Origin of the sequence: Sulfurimonas crateris, assembly GCF_005217605.1 — a bacterium.
Classification (GTDB): domain Bacteria; phylum Campylobacterota; class Campylobacteria; order Campylobacterales; family Sulfurimonadaceae; genus Sulfurimonas; species Sulfurimonas crateris.
The window spans coordinates 142,627-157,205 of sequence record NZ_SZPX01000005.1 but is presented as its reverse complement, the minus strand read 5'-3'; the positions used below and the strand labels follow the sequence as shown (position 1 = coordinate 157,205).

The 14,579-nt window shown below is 38.8% G+C and carries 17 protein-coding genes; 9 read left to right on the top strand and 8 right to left on the bottom strand.

Annotation, left to right across the window (positions count from 1 at the left end; translation table 11 throughout):
• Position 1 precedes the first annotated feature (1 nt).
• From FCU45_RS07495 to accA, 6 genes are all read left to right on the top strand, one after another.
• The gene (locus FCU45_RS07495) at positions 2–1,423 is read left to right on the top strand and encodes a phytoene desaturase family protein (RefSeq protein WP_137013895.1); all 1,422 of its coding nucleotides are present in this window, start codon (positions 2–4) and stop codon (positions 1,421–1,423) included.
• Positions 1,416–2,429, top strand: a complete 1,014-nt coding sequence (locus FCU45_RS07490) for a sensor histidine kinase (protein ID WP_137013893.1) — start codon at positions 1,416–1,418, stop codon at positions 2,427–2,429. Before FCU45_RS07495 ends, FCU45_RS07490 begins: the two co-directional genes overlap by 8 nt.
• Complete coding sequence (locus FCU45_RS07485) at positions 2,407–3,096, top strand: LytR/AlgR family response regulator transcription factor (protein WP_137013891.1); 690 nt, start codon at positions 2,407–2,409, stop codon at positions 3,094–3,096. The genes FCU45_RS07490 and FCU45_RS07485 overlap by 23 nt, the downstream gene beginning before the upstream one ends.
• A gap of 109 nt (positions 3,097–3,205) precedes the next feature.
• Positions 3,206–3,433 carry an acyl carrier protein gene (gene acpP, locus FCU45_RS07480; protein WP_137013889.1) on the top strand — a complete coding sequence of 76 codons (228 nt, stop codon included), beginning with the start codon at positions 3,206–3,208 and terminating at the stop codon, positions 3,431–3,433.
• A 105-nt stretch (positions 3,434–3,538) separates the two neighbouring features.
• Positions 3,539–4,756, top strand: a complete 1,218-nt coding sequence (locus tag FCU45_RS07475; protein WP_137013886.1) for a beta-ketoacyl-ACP synthase II — start codon at positions 3,539–3,541, stop codon at positions 4,754–4,756.
• Positions 4,757–4,771: 15 nt separating this feature from the next.
• Positions 4,772–5,707: an acetyl-CoA carboxylase carboxyl transferase subunit alpha gene (gene accA / locus FCU45_RS07470; RefSeq protein WP_137013884.1), complete on the top strand. Its 936-nt coding sequence runs from the start codon at positions 4,772–4,774 to the stop codon at positions 5,705–5,707.
• Here accA and FCU45_RS07465 read toward each other — a convergent pair whose 3' ends face one another.
• From FCU45_RS07465 to FCU45_RS07445, 5 genes are all read right to left on the bottom strand, one after another.
• A complete protein-coding gene (locus tag FCU45_RS07465) occupies positions 5,708–6,505 on the bottom strand; it encodes a 3'-5' exonuclease (RefSeq protein ID WP_137013882.1) in 798 nt (265 codons plus the stop codon).
• Positions 6,506–6,514: 9 nt separating this feature from the next.
• The gene (locus FCU45_RS07460) at positions 6,515–7,102 is read right to left on the bottom strand and encodes a phosphoribosylanthranilate isomerase (RefSeq protein WP_137013880.1); all 588 of its coding nucleotides are present in this window, start codon (positions 7,100–7,102) and stop codon (positions 6,515–6,517) included.
• Between the two features lie 89 nt (positions 7,103–7,191).
• Positions 7,192–7,833 carry a ribulose-phosphate 3-epimerase gene (gene rpe / locus FCU45_RS07455; protein ID WP_137013878.1) on the bottom strand — a complete coding sequence of 214 codons (642 nt, stop codon included), beginning with the start codon at positions 7,831–7,833 and terminating at the stop codon, positions 7,192–7,194.
• A gap of 44 nt (positions 7,834–7,877) precedes the next feature.
• Positions 7,878–9,272 carry a chemotaxis protein CheX gene (locus FCU45_RS07450; RefSeq protein ID WP_137013876.1) on the bottom strand — a complete coding sequence of 465 codons (1,395 nt, stop codon included), beginning with the start codon at positions 9,270–9,272 and terminating at the stop codon, positions 7,878–7,880.
• Positions 9,269–10,066, bottom strand: coding sequence for an HDOD domain-containing protein (locus tag FCU45_RS07445; RefSeq protein ID WP_137013874.1), 798 nt, complete (start codon positions 10,064–10,066; stop codon positions 9,269–9,271). Before FCU45_RS07445 ends, FCU45_RS07450 begins: the two co-directional genes overlap by 4 nt.
• Before the next feature lie 164 nt (positions 10,067–10,230).
• On the opposite strand from FCU45_RS07445, the gene rpmB reads away from it, so the two are divergent.
• The 3 genes from rpmB to argJ are packed head-to-tail and all read left to right on the top strand — an operon-like array spanning position 10,231 to position 12,745.
• Positions 10,231–10,419: a 50S ribosomal protein L28 gene (gene rpmB / locus FCU45_RS07440; RefSeq protein ID WP_137013872.1), complete on the top strand. Its 189-nt coding sequence runs from the start codon at positions 10,231–10,233 to the stop codon at positions 10,417–10,419.
• Positions 10,420–10,437: 18 nt separating this feature from the next.
• A complete protein-coding gene (locus FCU45_RS07435) occupies positions 10,438–11,574 on the top strand; it encodes a potassium channel family protein (protein WP_188109215.1) in 1,137 nt (378 codons plus the stop codon).
• Positions 11,567–12,745: a bifunctional glutamate N-acetyltransferase/amino-acid acetyltransferase ArgJ gene (gene argJ, locus FCU45_RS07430; protein WP_137013869.1), complete on the top strand. Its 1,179-nt coding sequence runs from the start codon at positions 11,567–11,569 to the stop codon at positions 12,743–12,745. Before FCU45_RS07435 ends, argJ begins: the two co-directional genes overlap by 8 nt.
• 21 nt (positions 12,746–12,766) lie before the next feature.
• On the opposite strand, the gene FCU45_RS07425 is transcribed toward argJ, so the two are convergent.
• The 3 genes from FCU45_RS07425 to FCU45_RS07415 form a co-directional block, all read right to left on the bottom strand.
• Positions 12,767–13,738, bottom strand: a complete 972-nt coding sequence (locus FCU45_RS07425; RefSeq protein ID WP_170175837.1) for a type II toxin-antitoxin system HipA family toxin — start codon at positions 13,736–13,738, stop codon at positions 12,767–12,769.
• An 87-nt stretch (positions 13,739–13,825) separates the two neighbouring features.
• Positions 13,826–14,146 (bottom strand): HipA N-terminal domain-containing protein, encoded by a 321-nt coding sequence (locus FCU45_RS07420; protein ID WP_137013865.1) that lies wholly within the window; start codon positions 14,144–14,146, stop codon positions 13,826–13,828.
• Positions 14,147–14,151: 5 nt separating this feature from the next.
• Positions 14,152–14,364, bottom strand: coding sequence for a helix-turn-helix domain-containing protein (locus FCU45_RS07415; RefSeq protein ID WP_223175812.1), 213 nt, complete (start codon positions 14,362–14,364; stop codon positions 14,152–14,154).
• Between the last annotated feature and the right edge of the window lie 215 nt (positions 14,365–14,579).

The window sequence follows — 14,579 nt, the reverse complement described above, 5'->3', positions numbered from 1 at the left end:
GATGAAAGATTTTGCAGTAGTGGGTTCTGGCATCGGTGGAAGTTCTATAGCTGCTCTTTTGAGCGCTAAAGGGTATGATGTCATCTTGTTTGAAAAAGAGCCATATCTTGGCGGTTGCAGCTCCTCTTTTTCAAGAGGCGGCTATAGTTACAACACAGGTGCGACAACTTTTGCCGGATATGAAGAGGGGCATATTGTAAAAGAGATATTTGAGCTCATTGATTTTAAACCCGATCTTATAAGAACCGATCCATCTATCGTTGTTATACAAAATGAAAAAACAACCCTCAGATATAGAGACTTTGATCAATTCTTTGAAATACTCCACTCCAACTATCCGCACGCAAAAAACAGAGCATTTTGGGAGATGGTATATAAGATAAACCAAGAGTTTTACACTTTTAGCGGACACTACTATGCAAATGCGAACATCTTCTCAAAAACGAGATCGCTTCTTAGTTTTGTGCCACTTTTTTCAAAGTTTAAAAAGTATCTTTTAGCAGATGCCAAGAGTTTTATAGAGGATTTTTTTGGAATAATCGACAAGGAGTATTTTGGATTTTTAGAGTCTCAGGTACTCATTGTCGCACAAGCACCGCTAAGAGAGATAAATTTCTTTACCGCTGCACTCTCACTCGCTTATACTTTCAATGAAAATTACTATGTCAAAGGCGGTTTTAGCACTCTTTTTGACGGCATAACCAAGCGCGTTGGCGAGGTGCATAGAAAAAGTGAAGTAAGATCGATAGTGCGTCATAGCGAATATTTTGAGCTGCATCTAAAAGATGAGGTGTTTAAGGCAAAAAAAGTGATCTTAAACTCAACGGTTTATGAGAGCGGCAAACTTTTTAGCGACTCTAAGATAAAAGATTATTATAAAAAGTATGAAAAATTGGATAATCATCAAAGTTCGTTTATGCTCTATATGACCATAAAGAGCGAGAGAGATTTTCACCATCACTACCAAATCATTCAAGAGAATCAATTTCCACACACTATCTCAAAGGCTGTATTTGTCTCTTTTTCGGATAAAGAGGAGAGTAGATTCGCGCCTAAAGGTTACTATAGTATTACAGCATCAGTGCACACAGACAGCAGATACTGGGAAGATAAAGAGAGTTATAAAGCTAAAAAAAGGGAGCTTGAAGATATACTTAAAGCATTGATCCTCGAAAAACTTGGGATAGAAAAAGATGAAGTAGTGCAGAGCTTTGGTGCGACTTCAAAAACATTTGATCGCTACATAAAAAGAGCACAACTTGGAGGCAACGCAATGACATTTAAGAACTTTCTTCCATTTTTGCCCGGAAATGACACGCCAATAAAAAACCTTTACAATGTCGGGGATACGGTCTTTGCCGCTCAAGGCTGGCCGGGTGTTATGCTGGGAGTAAAAAATCTCCAAAGGCTCCTTGGTGCATAATATAGCTCTTCACATAAAAGCAAAAGATTGGTTTTATATACTGCTTATCGGGCTTTTCTTTGGAATGTTTTTGTCCTCTTTGGGTTATATGCTATTGGAGTACCCATGGATTGAAGGGGCTGTTTTTGGCGCTTTAATAGGAGTGGGCATCGCGCTTTTTGCTCTTGTTTTTATCTCTTACATGAACAAAAAAATCCTTCCCAAACTGCCTGAGATATACTGGACACCGCTCTCTATGCTTTTTTCATTTTTATCCGGTTTTTTGGGAACTCTTGTAAGTGTTTTTTTAGCAAAGATTTTACATATAAAACTTATAACTTCATTTGAGGAGCAAATAGCCGCTGTCTCCGTATCAATAGGTGTTTTGACTTATATTGTGGGGGCACTGCTATATAGATTTGTAAAGATGAGAAACCAAAAAGATCTTATTGATTATGAGTATGTTCAAAGTCGTCTGCGCTCTCTTGAGACACAGCTAAATCCTCATTTTCTATTTAACGCCCTTAACTCAATAGCCGAGCTTATACATCATGATAAAGATAAGGCAGAAGAGGCAATATTGAGAGTTTCGGCATTTTTGCGTAACACCATGAATGAAAAAGCTCTTCTTAGTCTTGAAGATGAGATACGAAATGTTAAAGATTATGTAGAGTTGGAAAATATCCGTTTTGGCAATAAAATAAAACTTCATATAAAACCAATTTCAAAGCTCTGGAGGCTGCCTAAGTTTTCAGTACAGCTTCTTGTAGAAAATGCGATCAAACACGGATTTGACCAAGGTAAAGAGAGTCTAAATATTTTTATCTCTTTTGAAGAGAAAAAAAATCTTATAATTATAAAAAATGATGGAGAGAGCATGATGGGAGATAAGTTTGGAGTAGGGCTTTCAAACTTACAGCAGAGGCTTGAGCTCTTATGCGGAGGAAGTGTAGAGGTCTATGATAAAATAGAGCCTACATTTTATATATATCTGGGAAGTTGTAATGAAAATAGTAATAGTAGATGATGAGGAGCTCGCAAGAGCCCGCCTTGCAAGGATGTTACGAACTCTTGGACATGATGCGATAGAGGCATCAAATGCAGATGAGGCTATAAAAGCACTTAGGCAAGAGAGTGCAGATATCGTCTTTTTGGATATAAATATGCCAAAAGTGAGCGGATTAGAACTGGGATACGAGCTTAAATATATAGATCCAAATATCGCTATTGTTTTTCAGACAGCCTACGAAGAGCATGCTCTCAAAGCCTTTGATATCGGAGCAGTAGGCTACTTGGTAAAGCCGTACTCTCTTGAGCAGGTAAAACAGACTATAGAGCGCCTAAACAGCTCAAAGCAAAAAGATCAGGATCTTAGAATACTGAGTAAAACAGGGGATAACTACCTGCTCTTAAAACCGGAGGAGATCTACTACGTCAAAGCAGATTTAAGTGAAGTGATGCTTCGAAGTGCAAAGGGATTCTCCTACTATGCACAGAAGATCTCTGACCTTGAAAAAAAACTTCATGGGCACAATTTTGTTCGGATTCATCGCTCTTTTCTTATCAACGTTGATGAAATAAAAGAGATAGAGACAATAGAGCAAAGCAAGCTGCGTTTTAGATTTAAAAATGTATCCGATACAGTAGAATCAAGTAAAGATGGTGCAAAAAAATTTAGAAATATGTTTGGATAGGCTCTTTTAACCTCATAAAAGAAGCTCTTTTGAATTTTATTGCTCAGATAGTTATTTAAGATAAATATGATACAATTACGAAATTTTATACACAAACATAGGAGCTAGAATGGCACTTTTAGATGATATTAGAGAAGTAGTAGTTGAACAATTAGGCGTTAATGCTGATGAAGTAAAAGAAGACGCGAAGTTTGTAGAAGATTTAGGTGCTGATAGCCTTGATGTTGTTGAATTAGTAATGGCACTTGAAGAGAAATTCGATATCGAAATCCCTGATGATGAAGCAGAAAAGATTCAAACTGTTAAAGACGTTGTTAACTATATAGAGAACAAATAATCGTCTAAATACCTACTGAGGGGCTCCTCGGTAGCAAATATTTTTTAGTGGTCAGCATATTTTCTGACTTTTAAAAAGTATTTTATATTTTTTACGGAGATTTTAATGAAAAGAGTTGTAGTTACTGGTTTAGGCATGATAAATGCAGTTGGAAATGATAAAGAGAGTTCTTTTAAAGCTATATGTGACGGCGAATGCGGAATTGATACTATTACTCTTTTTGACCCAGAAAATTACAGCGTAAAAATAGCAGGAGAGGTTAAAGATTTTGACCCTTCAACGGTAATGGAAGCAAAAGAGGTCAAAAAAGCGGACAGATTTATCCACCTTGGCCTAAAAGCTGCACAAGAAGCGATGGCTGAAGCCAACCTTCCGCAAGATACAGATATGGAGAGATTCGGTATAAGTGCTGGTTCTGGTATCGGCGGACTACCATCAATCGAGAAAAACTCTGTTATCTTAGAGACCAAAGGTTCAAAAAGAATAAGTCCATTTTTTATCCCCGGAGCTCTTGTAAATATGCTTGGCGGTTTTGTCTCTATAGAGCACGGAACAAAGGGACCTAACTTATCAAGTGTAACAGCATGTGCTGCAGGGACTCACGCAATAAGCGAAGCGGTAAAGACAATTATGTGCGGCGGAGCGGATAAGATGCTAGTTGTTTCAGCTGAGTGCGCAATAACAGGTGTCGGTGTAGGCGGATTTGCTTCGATGAAAGCGCTATCGACAAGAAACGATGACCCTAAGAAAGCTTCTCGTCCTTTTGACGCAGAGCGTGACGGTTTTGTTATGGGAGAGGGTGCGGCAGCACTTGTTTTAGAGGTATATGAAGAAGCAGTTGCTCGCGGAGCAAATATCTACGGAGAGATCATAGGTTTTGGTGAGAGCGGCGATGCAAACCACATTACCACTCCAAGCCTTGACGGTCCAGCTCGTGCTATGAAAGCAGCGTATACAATGGCTGGTAAGCCTAAACTAGACTATGTAAATGCGCATGGAACAAGTACACCGATAAACGATAAGAATGAGACCACTGCAGTTAAAGAGCTGCTAGGCGGTAAAGAGAACTGTCCTCCGATGAGCTCTATAAAAGGTCAGATAGGTCACTGTCTTGGTGCAGCAGGCGGTATTGAGGCTGTAGTATGTCTAATGGCTATGCGTGATGGAATAATCCCTCCGACCATCAATTATAAAAATCCAGATGAAAATTGTGATCTCGATATTGTTCCAAATAAGGCAAGACGCGCCGAACTAAATACTGTTATGAGTAACTCTTTTGGCTTTGGCGGAACAAACGGCGTTTTAATATTCAAAAAAATCTAAGTATAAGGATCTGATTTGGCAACATATTTAGACTTTGAGTATAAGATCAAGTTTATTCAAGAGGATATAATCTCTGCGCAGGTTCGTCATGACGAAGTTGCACTTCAAAGCCTCCAAGAGAACTTGGACAAAGAAGTCTCAAAGATATTTAACAATCTCTCTCCTTTTCAAAAGCTACAGCTTGCTCGCCATACCGACAGACCTTATGCACTTGATTATATCAATCTGCTTATGAGAGACAAGTACGAGATACATGGCGACAGACACTTTCGTGATGATGCTGCAATTCTTTGCTACATCGGCTATATCGGAAACGAAAAAGTTATGGTTATCGGTGAGCAAAAAGGTCGCGGAACAAAGAATAAGATAAAAAGAAATTTCGGTATGCCGCATCCTGAGGGGTATAGAAAAGCTCTTCGTGCAGCAAAGCTTGCTGAAAAATTTAATATTCCCGTGCTTATGCTTATAGACACTCCGGGCGCATATCCTGGAATCGGAGCTGAAGAGAGAAATCAGAGTGAAGCGATCGCTAGAAATCTTCTTGAACTCTCAGAGCTTAAAACACCGACGATCTCTGTAGTTATCGGAGAAGGCGGAAGCGGTGGTGCTCTTGCTATCGGTGTTGCAGATAAGTTCGCTATGATGAGATACTCTGTATTTAGCGTTATCTCGCCTGAGGGGTGTTCTGCAATTTTATGGAACGACCCCGCAAAAGCAGAAGCCGCAACAAATGCTATGAAGATAACGAGTGAAGACCTAAAAGAGTTGGATCTAATTGATGATATTATAGCTGAGCCGCTTATAGGCGCTCATAGAGACAGAGACGGTGCAGCAGCTGCAATCGGTGAGTACTTTTTAGAAGAGCTAACGAAACTTCGCGCAATGAGCGAAGAAGAGAGAATGGAAGCTAGATATAAAAAGCTTACAGGCGTTGGAGCATATAGCGAATAACTACTCTTTTGCTTCTTCAAGCAGAGGGTCAAACCTCGGTCTTTTTAGTATTTTTCCCTCTTTTGAAAACTTTATAAGATCTTCAACATTTTTTATACCCTCATCCAAATTACCAAGAGACAACTTAAAGAGTTCGTATGTTGTAAGTACATCGCTCATTGCTCTATGATGAGTTGCACTAGGGTTTAGACTGAACGACTCATTTAGATACGAGAGCGCATATCTATATGATGCAATGGTCCTCTCAGCTAGTGAGAGTGAACAGAGGCTTCTGTTTAAAAGAGGTACCAATCCTACCTTCTGAAGGCTCAAAGAGATAAACCTATAGTCAAATTTTACATCGTGCGCAACAAATACTGAGTCTGATAAAAAGTTTTTAAACTCATACATGACCTCTTTTAAGCTTGGTGCATCTTTTGTGTCCTCGGTACTTATGCCGGTTATTTCTGTTATGTGCGGATTTATCTCTTTGCAGTTGACAAGTGAGTCGAACGTCTCTATGATCTTGCCACCTTTCACCTTTACAGCTGCTATCTCTATTATCTGATGCTTCTCAATTTTTGAGCCGTTTGTCTCAATATCGACTATACAGAATGTAGCGCTCTCAAGCGGAATAAACTTTGTAGCAAAATAGAAGCTTCCCTGCTGTTTGAGTATCTCCAAACCTTGAGAGTGCCAAAGCTGCAGAAGGAACTCCAGATCCTCATCTATCTGCTCTTTAAGGCTCTTTAGAGAGAGCCCTTTTGATGAGAGTTTGTGAATACTTTTTGAATCTAATGAGAAGTCGGTACTAAGCATCTGCGCTATTTACTTTTTTGCATTTTTTATAAATTCTTTGACTTTTAAAGTATCTTTTTTGCCGTAAGAGAGCTCGACTCCGCTGCTTACATCGACACCGTAAAAGCCGTACTCTTTGAGAGATGAGACATTTTGTGCATCTAATCCTCCTGCGAGTATTATCTTTGAGCACTCAACACCTTTGAACCACTCAATGTTCAATCTTTTACCGCTTCCGCCGTAACTCTCACAGTAGGCATCGACAAGTCTGTACTCGTCGCTGAATTTCAAAATATCGCTTGGCTCTTTGGCACGAACCACTTTTATATATGGAACAAAAAGCTGCTCATAAAGTTCATCTGGGGCTTCAAAGTGGATCTGAGCCAGAGTCGCTCCCGCTTCTTGGCAGTAGGAGTTTATGACCTGTGCATCGCTGTTTACAAAGAGAGCGACCTTCTCGACAAAGGGAGGAAGTCTTTTGATAATTGCGCGAGCCTCTTTTGGGGAGATATATCTAGGTGAGGGTTCATAAAAAACAAAGCCCAGCGCATCTGCGCCGGCTTCTATTGCTGTCATAGCATCCTCATAAGATGTAATCCCGCAAATTTTAGTGCGCATTATCTATTATCCGTCCGACAAAGGAAGTAATTCCTTTGTCTTCGCTAAGACCGCTGTGGTCACTGAAGCTTTATGCTTCGCATAAGAAATCATATCTGCAAGCTCTCTATCGCTTCTTTTTTGTTTGCATGATTAAAGACATAACTTCCGGCAACGACAATATCAACGCCGGCATCTTTTAAAAGATGTACGTTTTTATCGCTCACTCCGCCATCAACCTCTATAAGACACGCGGGGTTTATCTTGTCTCTCATAGCACTTAGTTTTTTTGCTTTTGGTAAAACGGTATCAATAAAACTTTGCCCGCCAAAGCCAGGGTTTACGCTCATTAAAAGAACCATATCCAGATCACCTAAAAGGTACTCTATAGATTCCGGAGGAGTGTGCGGATTTAGAACTATTGCCGGTTTTATGCCGAGCGAGCGGATCTTTTGGATAAGCCTGTGAGGGTGTTTCTCCTCTTCTATATGAAAAGAGATATATTCGGGTTTAAGAGGGGCAAAGAGGTCCACAAAAAATGTGTTGTTCTCTACCATAAGATGGATATCAAGCGGTTTTGTAGCAGATGCGGCAATAGCCGATACTACAACGGGACCGATTGTCAGATTTGGAACAAAGTGTCCATCCATAACATCTACATGTACAAAATCACAACCTGCTTCACAGATGGCTTCAACATCTCTTTGCAGATTGCCAAAATCAGCGGATAGAACGCTAGGAGCTACTTTCATTTATCTTCCTTCTTTAATTGCGAAATTGTACTATTTTGTATCTTTTATCTTGTTAAGAAAAAGAGAAATTTATCATCGTTAAAAGAGAGCTCTACCTGAACCCCTTTTCTATTCTCAACTACTTCAAGAAGGCTATCTATGTCTTGGTAGGTTCTTGGAAGAGTTATATTTACAGATATATCTTCATCTGCAAGCAGAGATTTTATCTTTCCGCCCACTATATTTACAAGCTCTGCCAATGTATCAAGAATTAACTCTAAGTCGTTTGTATCTTCGCCTATGAGGAGCTCACACGCTTTTTTTGCAATGCCTGATGGAAAGACCAAGACCACCATACCGTCTAAGTCACCGTAGTAGCCGATAGAACTTGCTATTTTCCCCTCTTTTTTCTCTATGATGAGATTTTGAACGCTTGCCGACTCTTTATGCGCTTTTGAGTTTGTCATCATCTCTATGGTAACGGCTGCGGCATTGATGAATTTTGGAAGCTCTATTACGGTCTCTTTGTTTAGGACTCTTTTATTTTTGATATTTGCAGCACTTGAAGCCCCTAGCTCTTTTAAGAGCTCTTTGTTTTGGAGTATGTCATCCATCTGGTCATAAAAAAGTATTCCCGCATCTTCCATATTCTCTTTAAACGAGATCGGAGTCTTGTCAAACTTCATCCCTACAAAACAGATCGTTGCGTTGTATTCTGCGGCTGAAGTAGATAGCTTAGAGAAGAAGTTTAGGGCGTGAATATTCATACTGATGACTTTATATGCGTCAAAGATAAAGAGCCTAAAACCTACGTTTAGAGAGTTGTTGTGGTACTCTATGTTAAAGTTGTCGCTTATCTCAACATCTAAAAACGAGGAGATTGTGTAGATGATCGCATTTCCGCTCACTCTTGTTGCGACCTTTTGCCCCATCTGACCTAAAAATGTAGAGTCAACAACATAGTCAAACGCCCCTTTTTGACATTTTTTTTCATTGTACTCACTGAGTGTTTTTGCTATTGTCGGATTGTGCCCGTTGTCATGCAACTCTATAGCAATTGCAGAGCGCTGAGATTTGTCATCACTGTAGACCAGAATGGTTTTGTTCTGATTTTTGTAGCTTGAGGAGAAGAGATAAGCAATGTCGAGAGTTTTAAAGAGTGAGAAGTTGATATCCTCTTTGTAAAATCTTCTTATTGCCTCATACTTGTTTTGATCATAGTCGCAAAACCCTACCGTGGCACTGTTTGTTTTGCGGATTTTGGAAAATAGTTTTATAAAGATATCCAGACCGTTACGGTTGAAAAATACGACCCTCTTAAGCGAGACTAAGATCATATCTGCTTTTAGTTTTGTGGCAGCCTCTACATCTTCAATGCTTAGGTATGATGCAGCATTGTTACCATCAAGAAAACCCTGAGGCAAGAATGTCGCTATGCCGTCTTTTACTACGGCTTTCATTCTATCTCCATCAGCGAGGAGAACTCTTCGTATATATCCCCGATATATTCGATCTGAAAATCTATAAAATCATTAAGACCGGCTTTGATAAAGAGCGGGTTTGAGAGTTCGTAAAAGAGCAGAAGGTGCATCCATTTTCCTAGTTGATCTATCTTTTCATCACGTGACGGTTTTACACCCGAGGCTGCTTGAACTACCTTGGAGATGTCACTGTTCATTTCCCATTTTTGAGCGATCTGGGAGCAGATGTCAAAAAGATCTACTCCGCAAAGACGCTTTAGAATTGTGTTGTAATCTATCGCTTTTGTACTTCTTAAAAGATTCACGTCATCTATTTTCTCTTTAAAAAGAGCTTCTGCTACGATTATGCTGGCAGGAAGAAGCGTTATGGCATCGTATGTCTCTTTGTCTTCTACCTTTAGATGTTCAAGGATCATCTGCCACTTTTTGGATAGGTTTGCCTGAAGTTCATAAAAGAGGTGAGAGTTAAGTTTAAAGAGGCTCCAATCTTTGGGGCTTAGAAGAGATATCATATAGTTGTAGACGCTCTGTCTCGCAAGTGAGACACCGAGTATGCCAAATATTTGCCCTATTTCGCTTACTTCATTGGCAAACCCGTATATTGGCTTGTTGACTATATTCTTGAGATATGATTTTAGCGCCAGATCGCCCTCTGCCACCTTCGCCGCCTTTGTAAGCTCGCCAGCTCTAAGCAGTGCAAATGTCTCGTTCAGGACTTTAGGAGCAGGCGGGATCTTCTCTATGAAGCTATCAATCTTTTCTTTTGTTACCATAGTCTCTGCATATTATTAATTTTGTTTATTCTATCTATAAACGCATAAAACAAATATAAAAGGGTTTTTCAAGCCCTTTTTGTTACGGCTTTACTTAAGCAGAAGTTTTGTTTAGGCTTGCTATAATTCGCAACTTTAATAAACCTAAACACAAGGAAGCTAGTATGGCAAGAAGATGTGCTATCAGCGGCAAAGGCCCAATGAGCGGAAACAATGTTTCTCACGCTAAAAATAGAACTAAACGTCGTTTTTTGTTAAACCTTAGAACAGTACGCATCACTTTAGATGATGGTACGACTCAAAAGGTTAAAATCTCTGCGAGAGAGTTGCGCACACTTAAGAAAAACTCTTAAGCAGAGCAGGAAATTAGCTTGAATCTCTTAGAGAAGATTCGAAAATTTCTACACTGGGAGTCATCTCCCAAACCACACGTAACGCTCAATAGCGAGCTCTATTCCCAATTTTTACCTTTTAGAACACCACTGATATTAGTCCAGCTGCTTATGCTTATAGGAACTATAGGTTATATCTATATTGAAGATTACACCATAATGGATGCAATTTTTCAGGCAGGATACACCTTTACTACTGTTGGATTTGGCTCCTTAAAAGAGGGCGAATTTTCAGCAGCCGGACAGATATTTACGGTAACCCTTATCATTTTGGGTTTTACCGTATTTACCCTTGCAATCGGTATCGTAGTAGATGTTGTGGGAAAGGGAAATCTTAGAAGAATTGTAAAGGAGAGAAGAATGCTCTACAGTATAGCAAGGCTAAAAAGACACTTCGTAGTATGTTATCACAATGAATATACTCTAGAAGTGACCAAGGAGCTGAGAAAAAATCATATACCTTTTGTCGTGGTCGATCCGCGTGAAGAGATACATCAGTGGGCAGAAGAGCACAACTATACGACATATTTAAAGGCTGAGCCGCATGCTGAGCTTACTATGTTAAAAGCACATCTCTCATCTGCAAAAGGGCTTATTACTCTCTCCAATACAATATCTGACAATATCGCTCTTATAGCTTCGGTCAGACTCTTTGAAAAAGAGCACTCTCTCCCAAGACCATACTATGTTATCTCTTCGGCAGAGAGTGTGAGCGATGTTGACAAGTTGAAAAAACTCGGAGCTGACACCGTGGTATCACCTACAAAGCTCACCGCTCAAAGAGTAAGCGCTATGGCGGCACGCCCCGATATGGAAAACCTCTTGGAGGAGTTTTTGTATAAGAGCGATAATCCTCTTGATATGGAAGAGATTGAGGTGCCAAAATATAGCTGGGCGGTTCTTAAGAAGCTAAAAGAGACCCATATTAGAGAGATAACAAATACTTCGATCGTGGGTATTACCAAAAAAGACGGAAAGTTCGTGACCATGCCAAAGGGCGACGTGCTTATCACCAGTGAGTGTAAGCTTCTTGTCATAGGAACGCAGCACGGTATCAATATTACCAAAGAGCTACTAAGAAGAAGAGATAAGCCAAAGGAGCTTAAATTTGTATAATATACTTTATTCACAAGGCGGGGTTTGCGCAAGTGAAGGTTTTTTTGCAGACGGTGTAAGCGCAGGTCTTAAAAAAGAGGGCGCCAAAGATATGGCGTTCATATACAGTGAAGATGAGTGCGAAGTAGCATCCGTTTTTACTACGAACAAGATGTACGCGGCTCCTATAAAGCATTTTCGCTTAATGGGTGAGTTTAAGACAAACTTTGTTCTAATCAACTCAAAAAATGCAAACGCAATGACCGGCAAAGCGGGAGTTGAAGATATAAATGAGGTTCTCTCTAACTGCCAATCAGGTGTTAAAAATCCTATTATGAGCTCAACCGGCGTTATCGGAGTAAGACTTCCAAAAGCAAAAATAATTGAGGGGATGAAACTTTTTGATTTAACAAAAAGAGATTCTGCATCTGCTTCAAAAGCGATAATGACAACCGATACATTTGCAAAAGAGGTAGCTTTCAAGGTTGCTCTGGATGATGGAAGCAGTTTTAACATAGGAGCTATCGCAAAGGGTGCGGGGATGATAAACCCTGCCATGGCAACGATGCTCTGTTTCATAACTACAGATGCAAAAGTAAGTAAAAGCGAGATGCAAGAGCTGCTTGATGATGTTGTAAAAACCACATTTAACGCAATAAGCGTTGACGGCGACACTTCTACAAACGACACAGTTCTGGTGCTCTCAAACGGCAGAAGCGGTGCGTATGAGAGAGAGGCTTTTAAAGAGGCGCTCTTTAAAGTAATGCACTTTTTGGCACTTGAGATGGTTCGTGACGGCGAGGGCGCGACAAAGCTTGTAACCTACAAAGTAACGGGTGCAAAAGATGACGCAGAGGCAGAGATTGCCGCTAAAGCCCTTTCCGATTCACTGTTAGTAAAAACCGCGCTATTTGGCGAAGACCCAAACTGGGGAAGAATCGCTTCAACAGTTGGTGCAAGCGGAGTTGAAGCTTATGAAGAGAAGTTAAAAATCTCATTTGACAATTTTTGCGTTTATGACAGAGGAGAGATTCTTTTTGACGCCGAGATGGAGAAGAAGTGCGCTGTAGTGATGCAGCATAAAAAGTTCACTATCTCTTGCGACCTAGGCATAGGCGAAGGAAGCTTCAAAGCGTACGGATGCGATTTAGGACATGAGTACGTAAAGATCAACGCGGATTATAGAACTTAATTGTCATTTACAAGAACAAAATCACAAATATTTTTTAATTGTATCTTGTGCAAAACTTCTAAAAGGATAAGTGTCAATATAATAAAATAGGCACCTATTCAATCTAGTTTCGTAGCTCTCTTTATAGGACTCTTTTGCTGTGTTACTCATGTAAGAGCTGTCTATTAAATCATGTACTTGTTTGCGGCTTGTAAGAATAACTTTGTATATCTTCTCTAGCCTTTTTTGTTTTATGCCAATCATTTCAGCAAAGAGTTCAAAATCTTCTAATGTATAATAACCCATTGCCCCAAAAGTATTTGTTTCATGTTCTTTAAATAACTCTAGCCCCATAGTAGCGTCTTCTTTTGGTAAATGATATTTTGTGTAGAGAATATCATAGTTTGGAGATAGTGAGTAATCAGCTCTGTCCACATCTCGAATTATTGAAAAGTTTTTCAAATGAGCATCTGCATTTCCAATAAGATAGTTAAGTACAACTCTTTTATAAAAGTCTTCAAGTGCAGGGATATAAGCAGCTACGACTTCTTTTATTTTTAATGCACACTCTTCGTAGCTAGATTCATATTTATACGCTTTTGAATGATTTTCCGAGGTATATTCAAGCACAGATGCAAAATCTTCTTGATCCACTTTCACAATCTTTTTCTCTGAGTAATTAAGAGAGTAATCAAACCTTTTAGTTATGTATGCAAGTTCTCCATCACTAAACTCAATAAGAGCATTATGTGCCGTATTTATTTTGAATATCTGAGATGATATCTGCATACTTAGGTGTTCGTTTTGTACAATGTCTTCTAAGTTTACTGTATTGTCATGCTCTCTTGGTATAGGCTTTAAGATATACCTTCCATCCTTATTTGTAGGCACTAGCTCATTGTTACTGTTAAAGCTAAGAGATATTTTGTCCTGTACACCGGAGATAGACATTTTTTCAGACATTTCGCCTCTGATTCTATAGAATTCCGTTTTGTCAAAGTTTAAAGGTTTCATACTCTTGCCGTCAAAAAGATTACTTTTGCATTTTGGGCAATAGTACAAGCCTTTATCTATATCTTTTAAGCAGCCGTAGCATCTCATTTATACCTCTTCAACGGTAACTGCACCGATTGTATTCTCTTGTGTAGTTTTTAATAATCTTGTAAAATTATCATCCTCATCAATCTTTAATTCACGACACTGCATTGATTTTAAGTTTCCTTCTGAAAGCAAATTAAAAAAGAAGGGAAATAGTATTTTAGATACAAAGAGTTCTTTTTTTAATGGCAAATTGACTGAAATTGCACTTGGATTTTCAGACTGAAGATAATCTTCGTAATAAAAAAATTCATATAACCCTTTATCATTTCTACTAAGCTCACCAATAGGGAGTTTATTTTTATATACTATGCCTTTTTGCATCTATACTACCCTTTTGTTTTGACTTTTATTACTAATTCTAAACCTAAAACTTCAAGAATTTTTTCCAGTTTATCTATGGAAATATTGGCTTTACCCTGCTCAAGATTAGATAGAGCCGTTGAACCAATCTCAGCATAGTCTTGAAGGTCAGCCTGAGCAATTTTTAACTCTTTTCTTCTGTTTTTGATTGCTGAACCGATTAAAGATTTTAAATTCATTGAAATATCCTAAAAAAAATATTTACATTATATAGTAAATTATATAAATATTATGCAAATTACTTTAGTATTTTATTGTTTTATTACAATATATTGTAAATATAGGATTGTAAATATAAGTATTTGCTTAAAGTATACTTAGTGTATTATAATCTAAATTATACACACGTGTATGAATTATTATCTTTTTTTAAGGAAGAAAAAAACTACTTTCT

Bases quoted from the DNA above. Each gene is read 5' to 3' on its own strand.
- FCU45_RS07485 (WP_137013891.1), top strand. From the start codon at position 2,407: ATGAAAATAGTAATAGTAGATGATGAGGAGCTCGCAAGAGCCCGCCTT.
- FCU45_RS07425 (WP_170175837.1), bottom strand. From the start codon at position 13,738: ATGAAACCTTTAAACTTTGACAAAACGGAATTCTATAGAATCAGAGGC.
- FCU45_RS07460 (WP_137013880.1), bottom strand. From the start codon at position 7,102: ATGCGCACTAAAATTTGCGGGATTACATCTTATGAGGATGCTATGACA.
- acpP (WP_137013889.1), top strand. From the start codon at position 3,206: ATGGCACTTTTAGATGATATTAGAGAAGTAGTAGTTGAACAATTAGGC.
- rpmB (WP_137013872.1), top strand. From the start codon at position 10,231: ATGGCAAGAAGATGTGCTATCAGCGGCAAAGGCCCAATGAGCGGAAAC.
- rpe (WP_137013878.1), bottom strand. From the start codon at position 7,833: ATGAAAGTAGCTCCTAGCGTTCTATCCGCTGATTTTGGCAATCTGCAA.
- FCU45_RS07465 (WP_137013882.1), bottom strand. From the start codon at position 6,505: ATGCTTAGTACCGACTTCTCATTAGATTCAAAAAGTATTCACAAACTC.
- FCU45_RS07415 (WP_223175812.1), bottom strand. From the start codon at position 14,364: ATGAATTTAAAATCTTTAATCGGTTCAGCAATCAAAAACAGAAGAAAA.
- FCU45_RS07495 (WP_137013895.1), top strand. From the start codon at position 2: ATGAAAGATTTTGCAGTAGTGGGTTCTGGCATCGGTGGAAGTTCTATA.
- FCU45_RS07475 (WP_137013886.1), top strand. From the start codon at position 3,539: ATGAAAAGAGTTGTAGTTACTGGTTTAGGCATGATAAATGCAGTTGGA.
- FCU45_RS07450 (WP_137013876.1), bottom strand. From the start codon at position 9,272: ATGAAAGCCGTAGTAAAAGACGGCATAGCGACATTCTTGCCTCAGGGT.
- FCU45_RS07445 (WP_137013874.1), bottom strand. From the start codon at position 10,066: ATGGTAACAAAAGAAAAGATTGATAGCTTCATAGAGAAGATCCCGCCT.
- FCU45_RS07420 (WP_137013865.1), bottom strand. From the start codon at position 14,146: ATGCAAAAAGGCATAGTATATAAAAATAAACTCCCTATTGGTGAGCTT.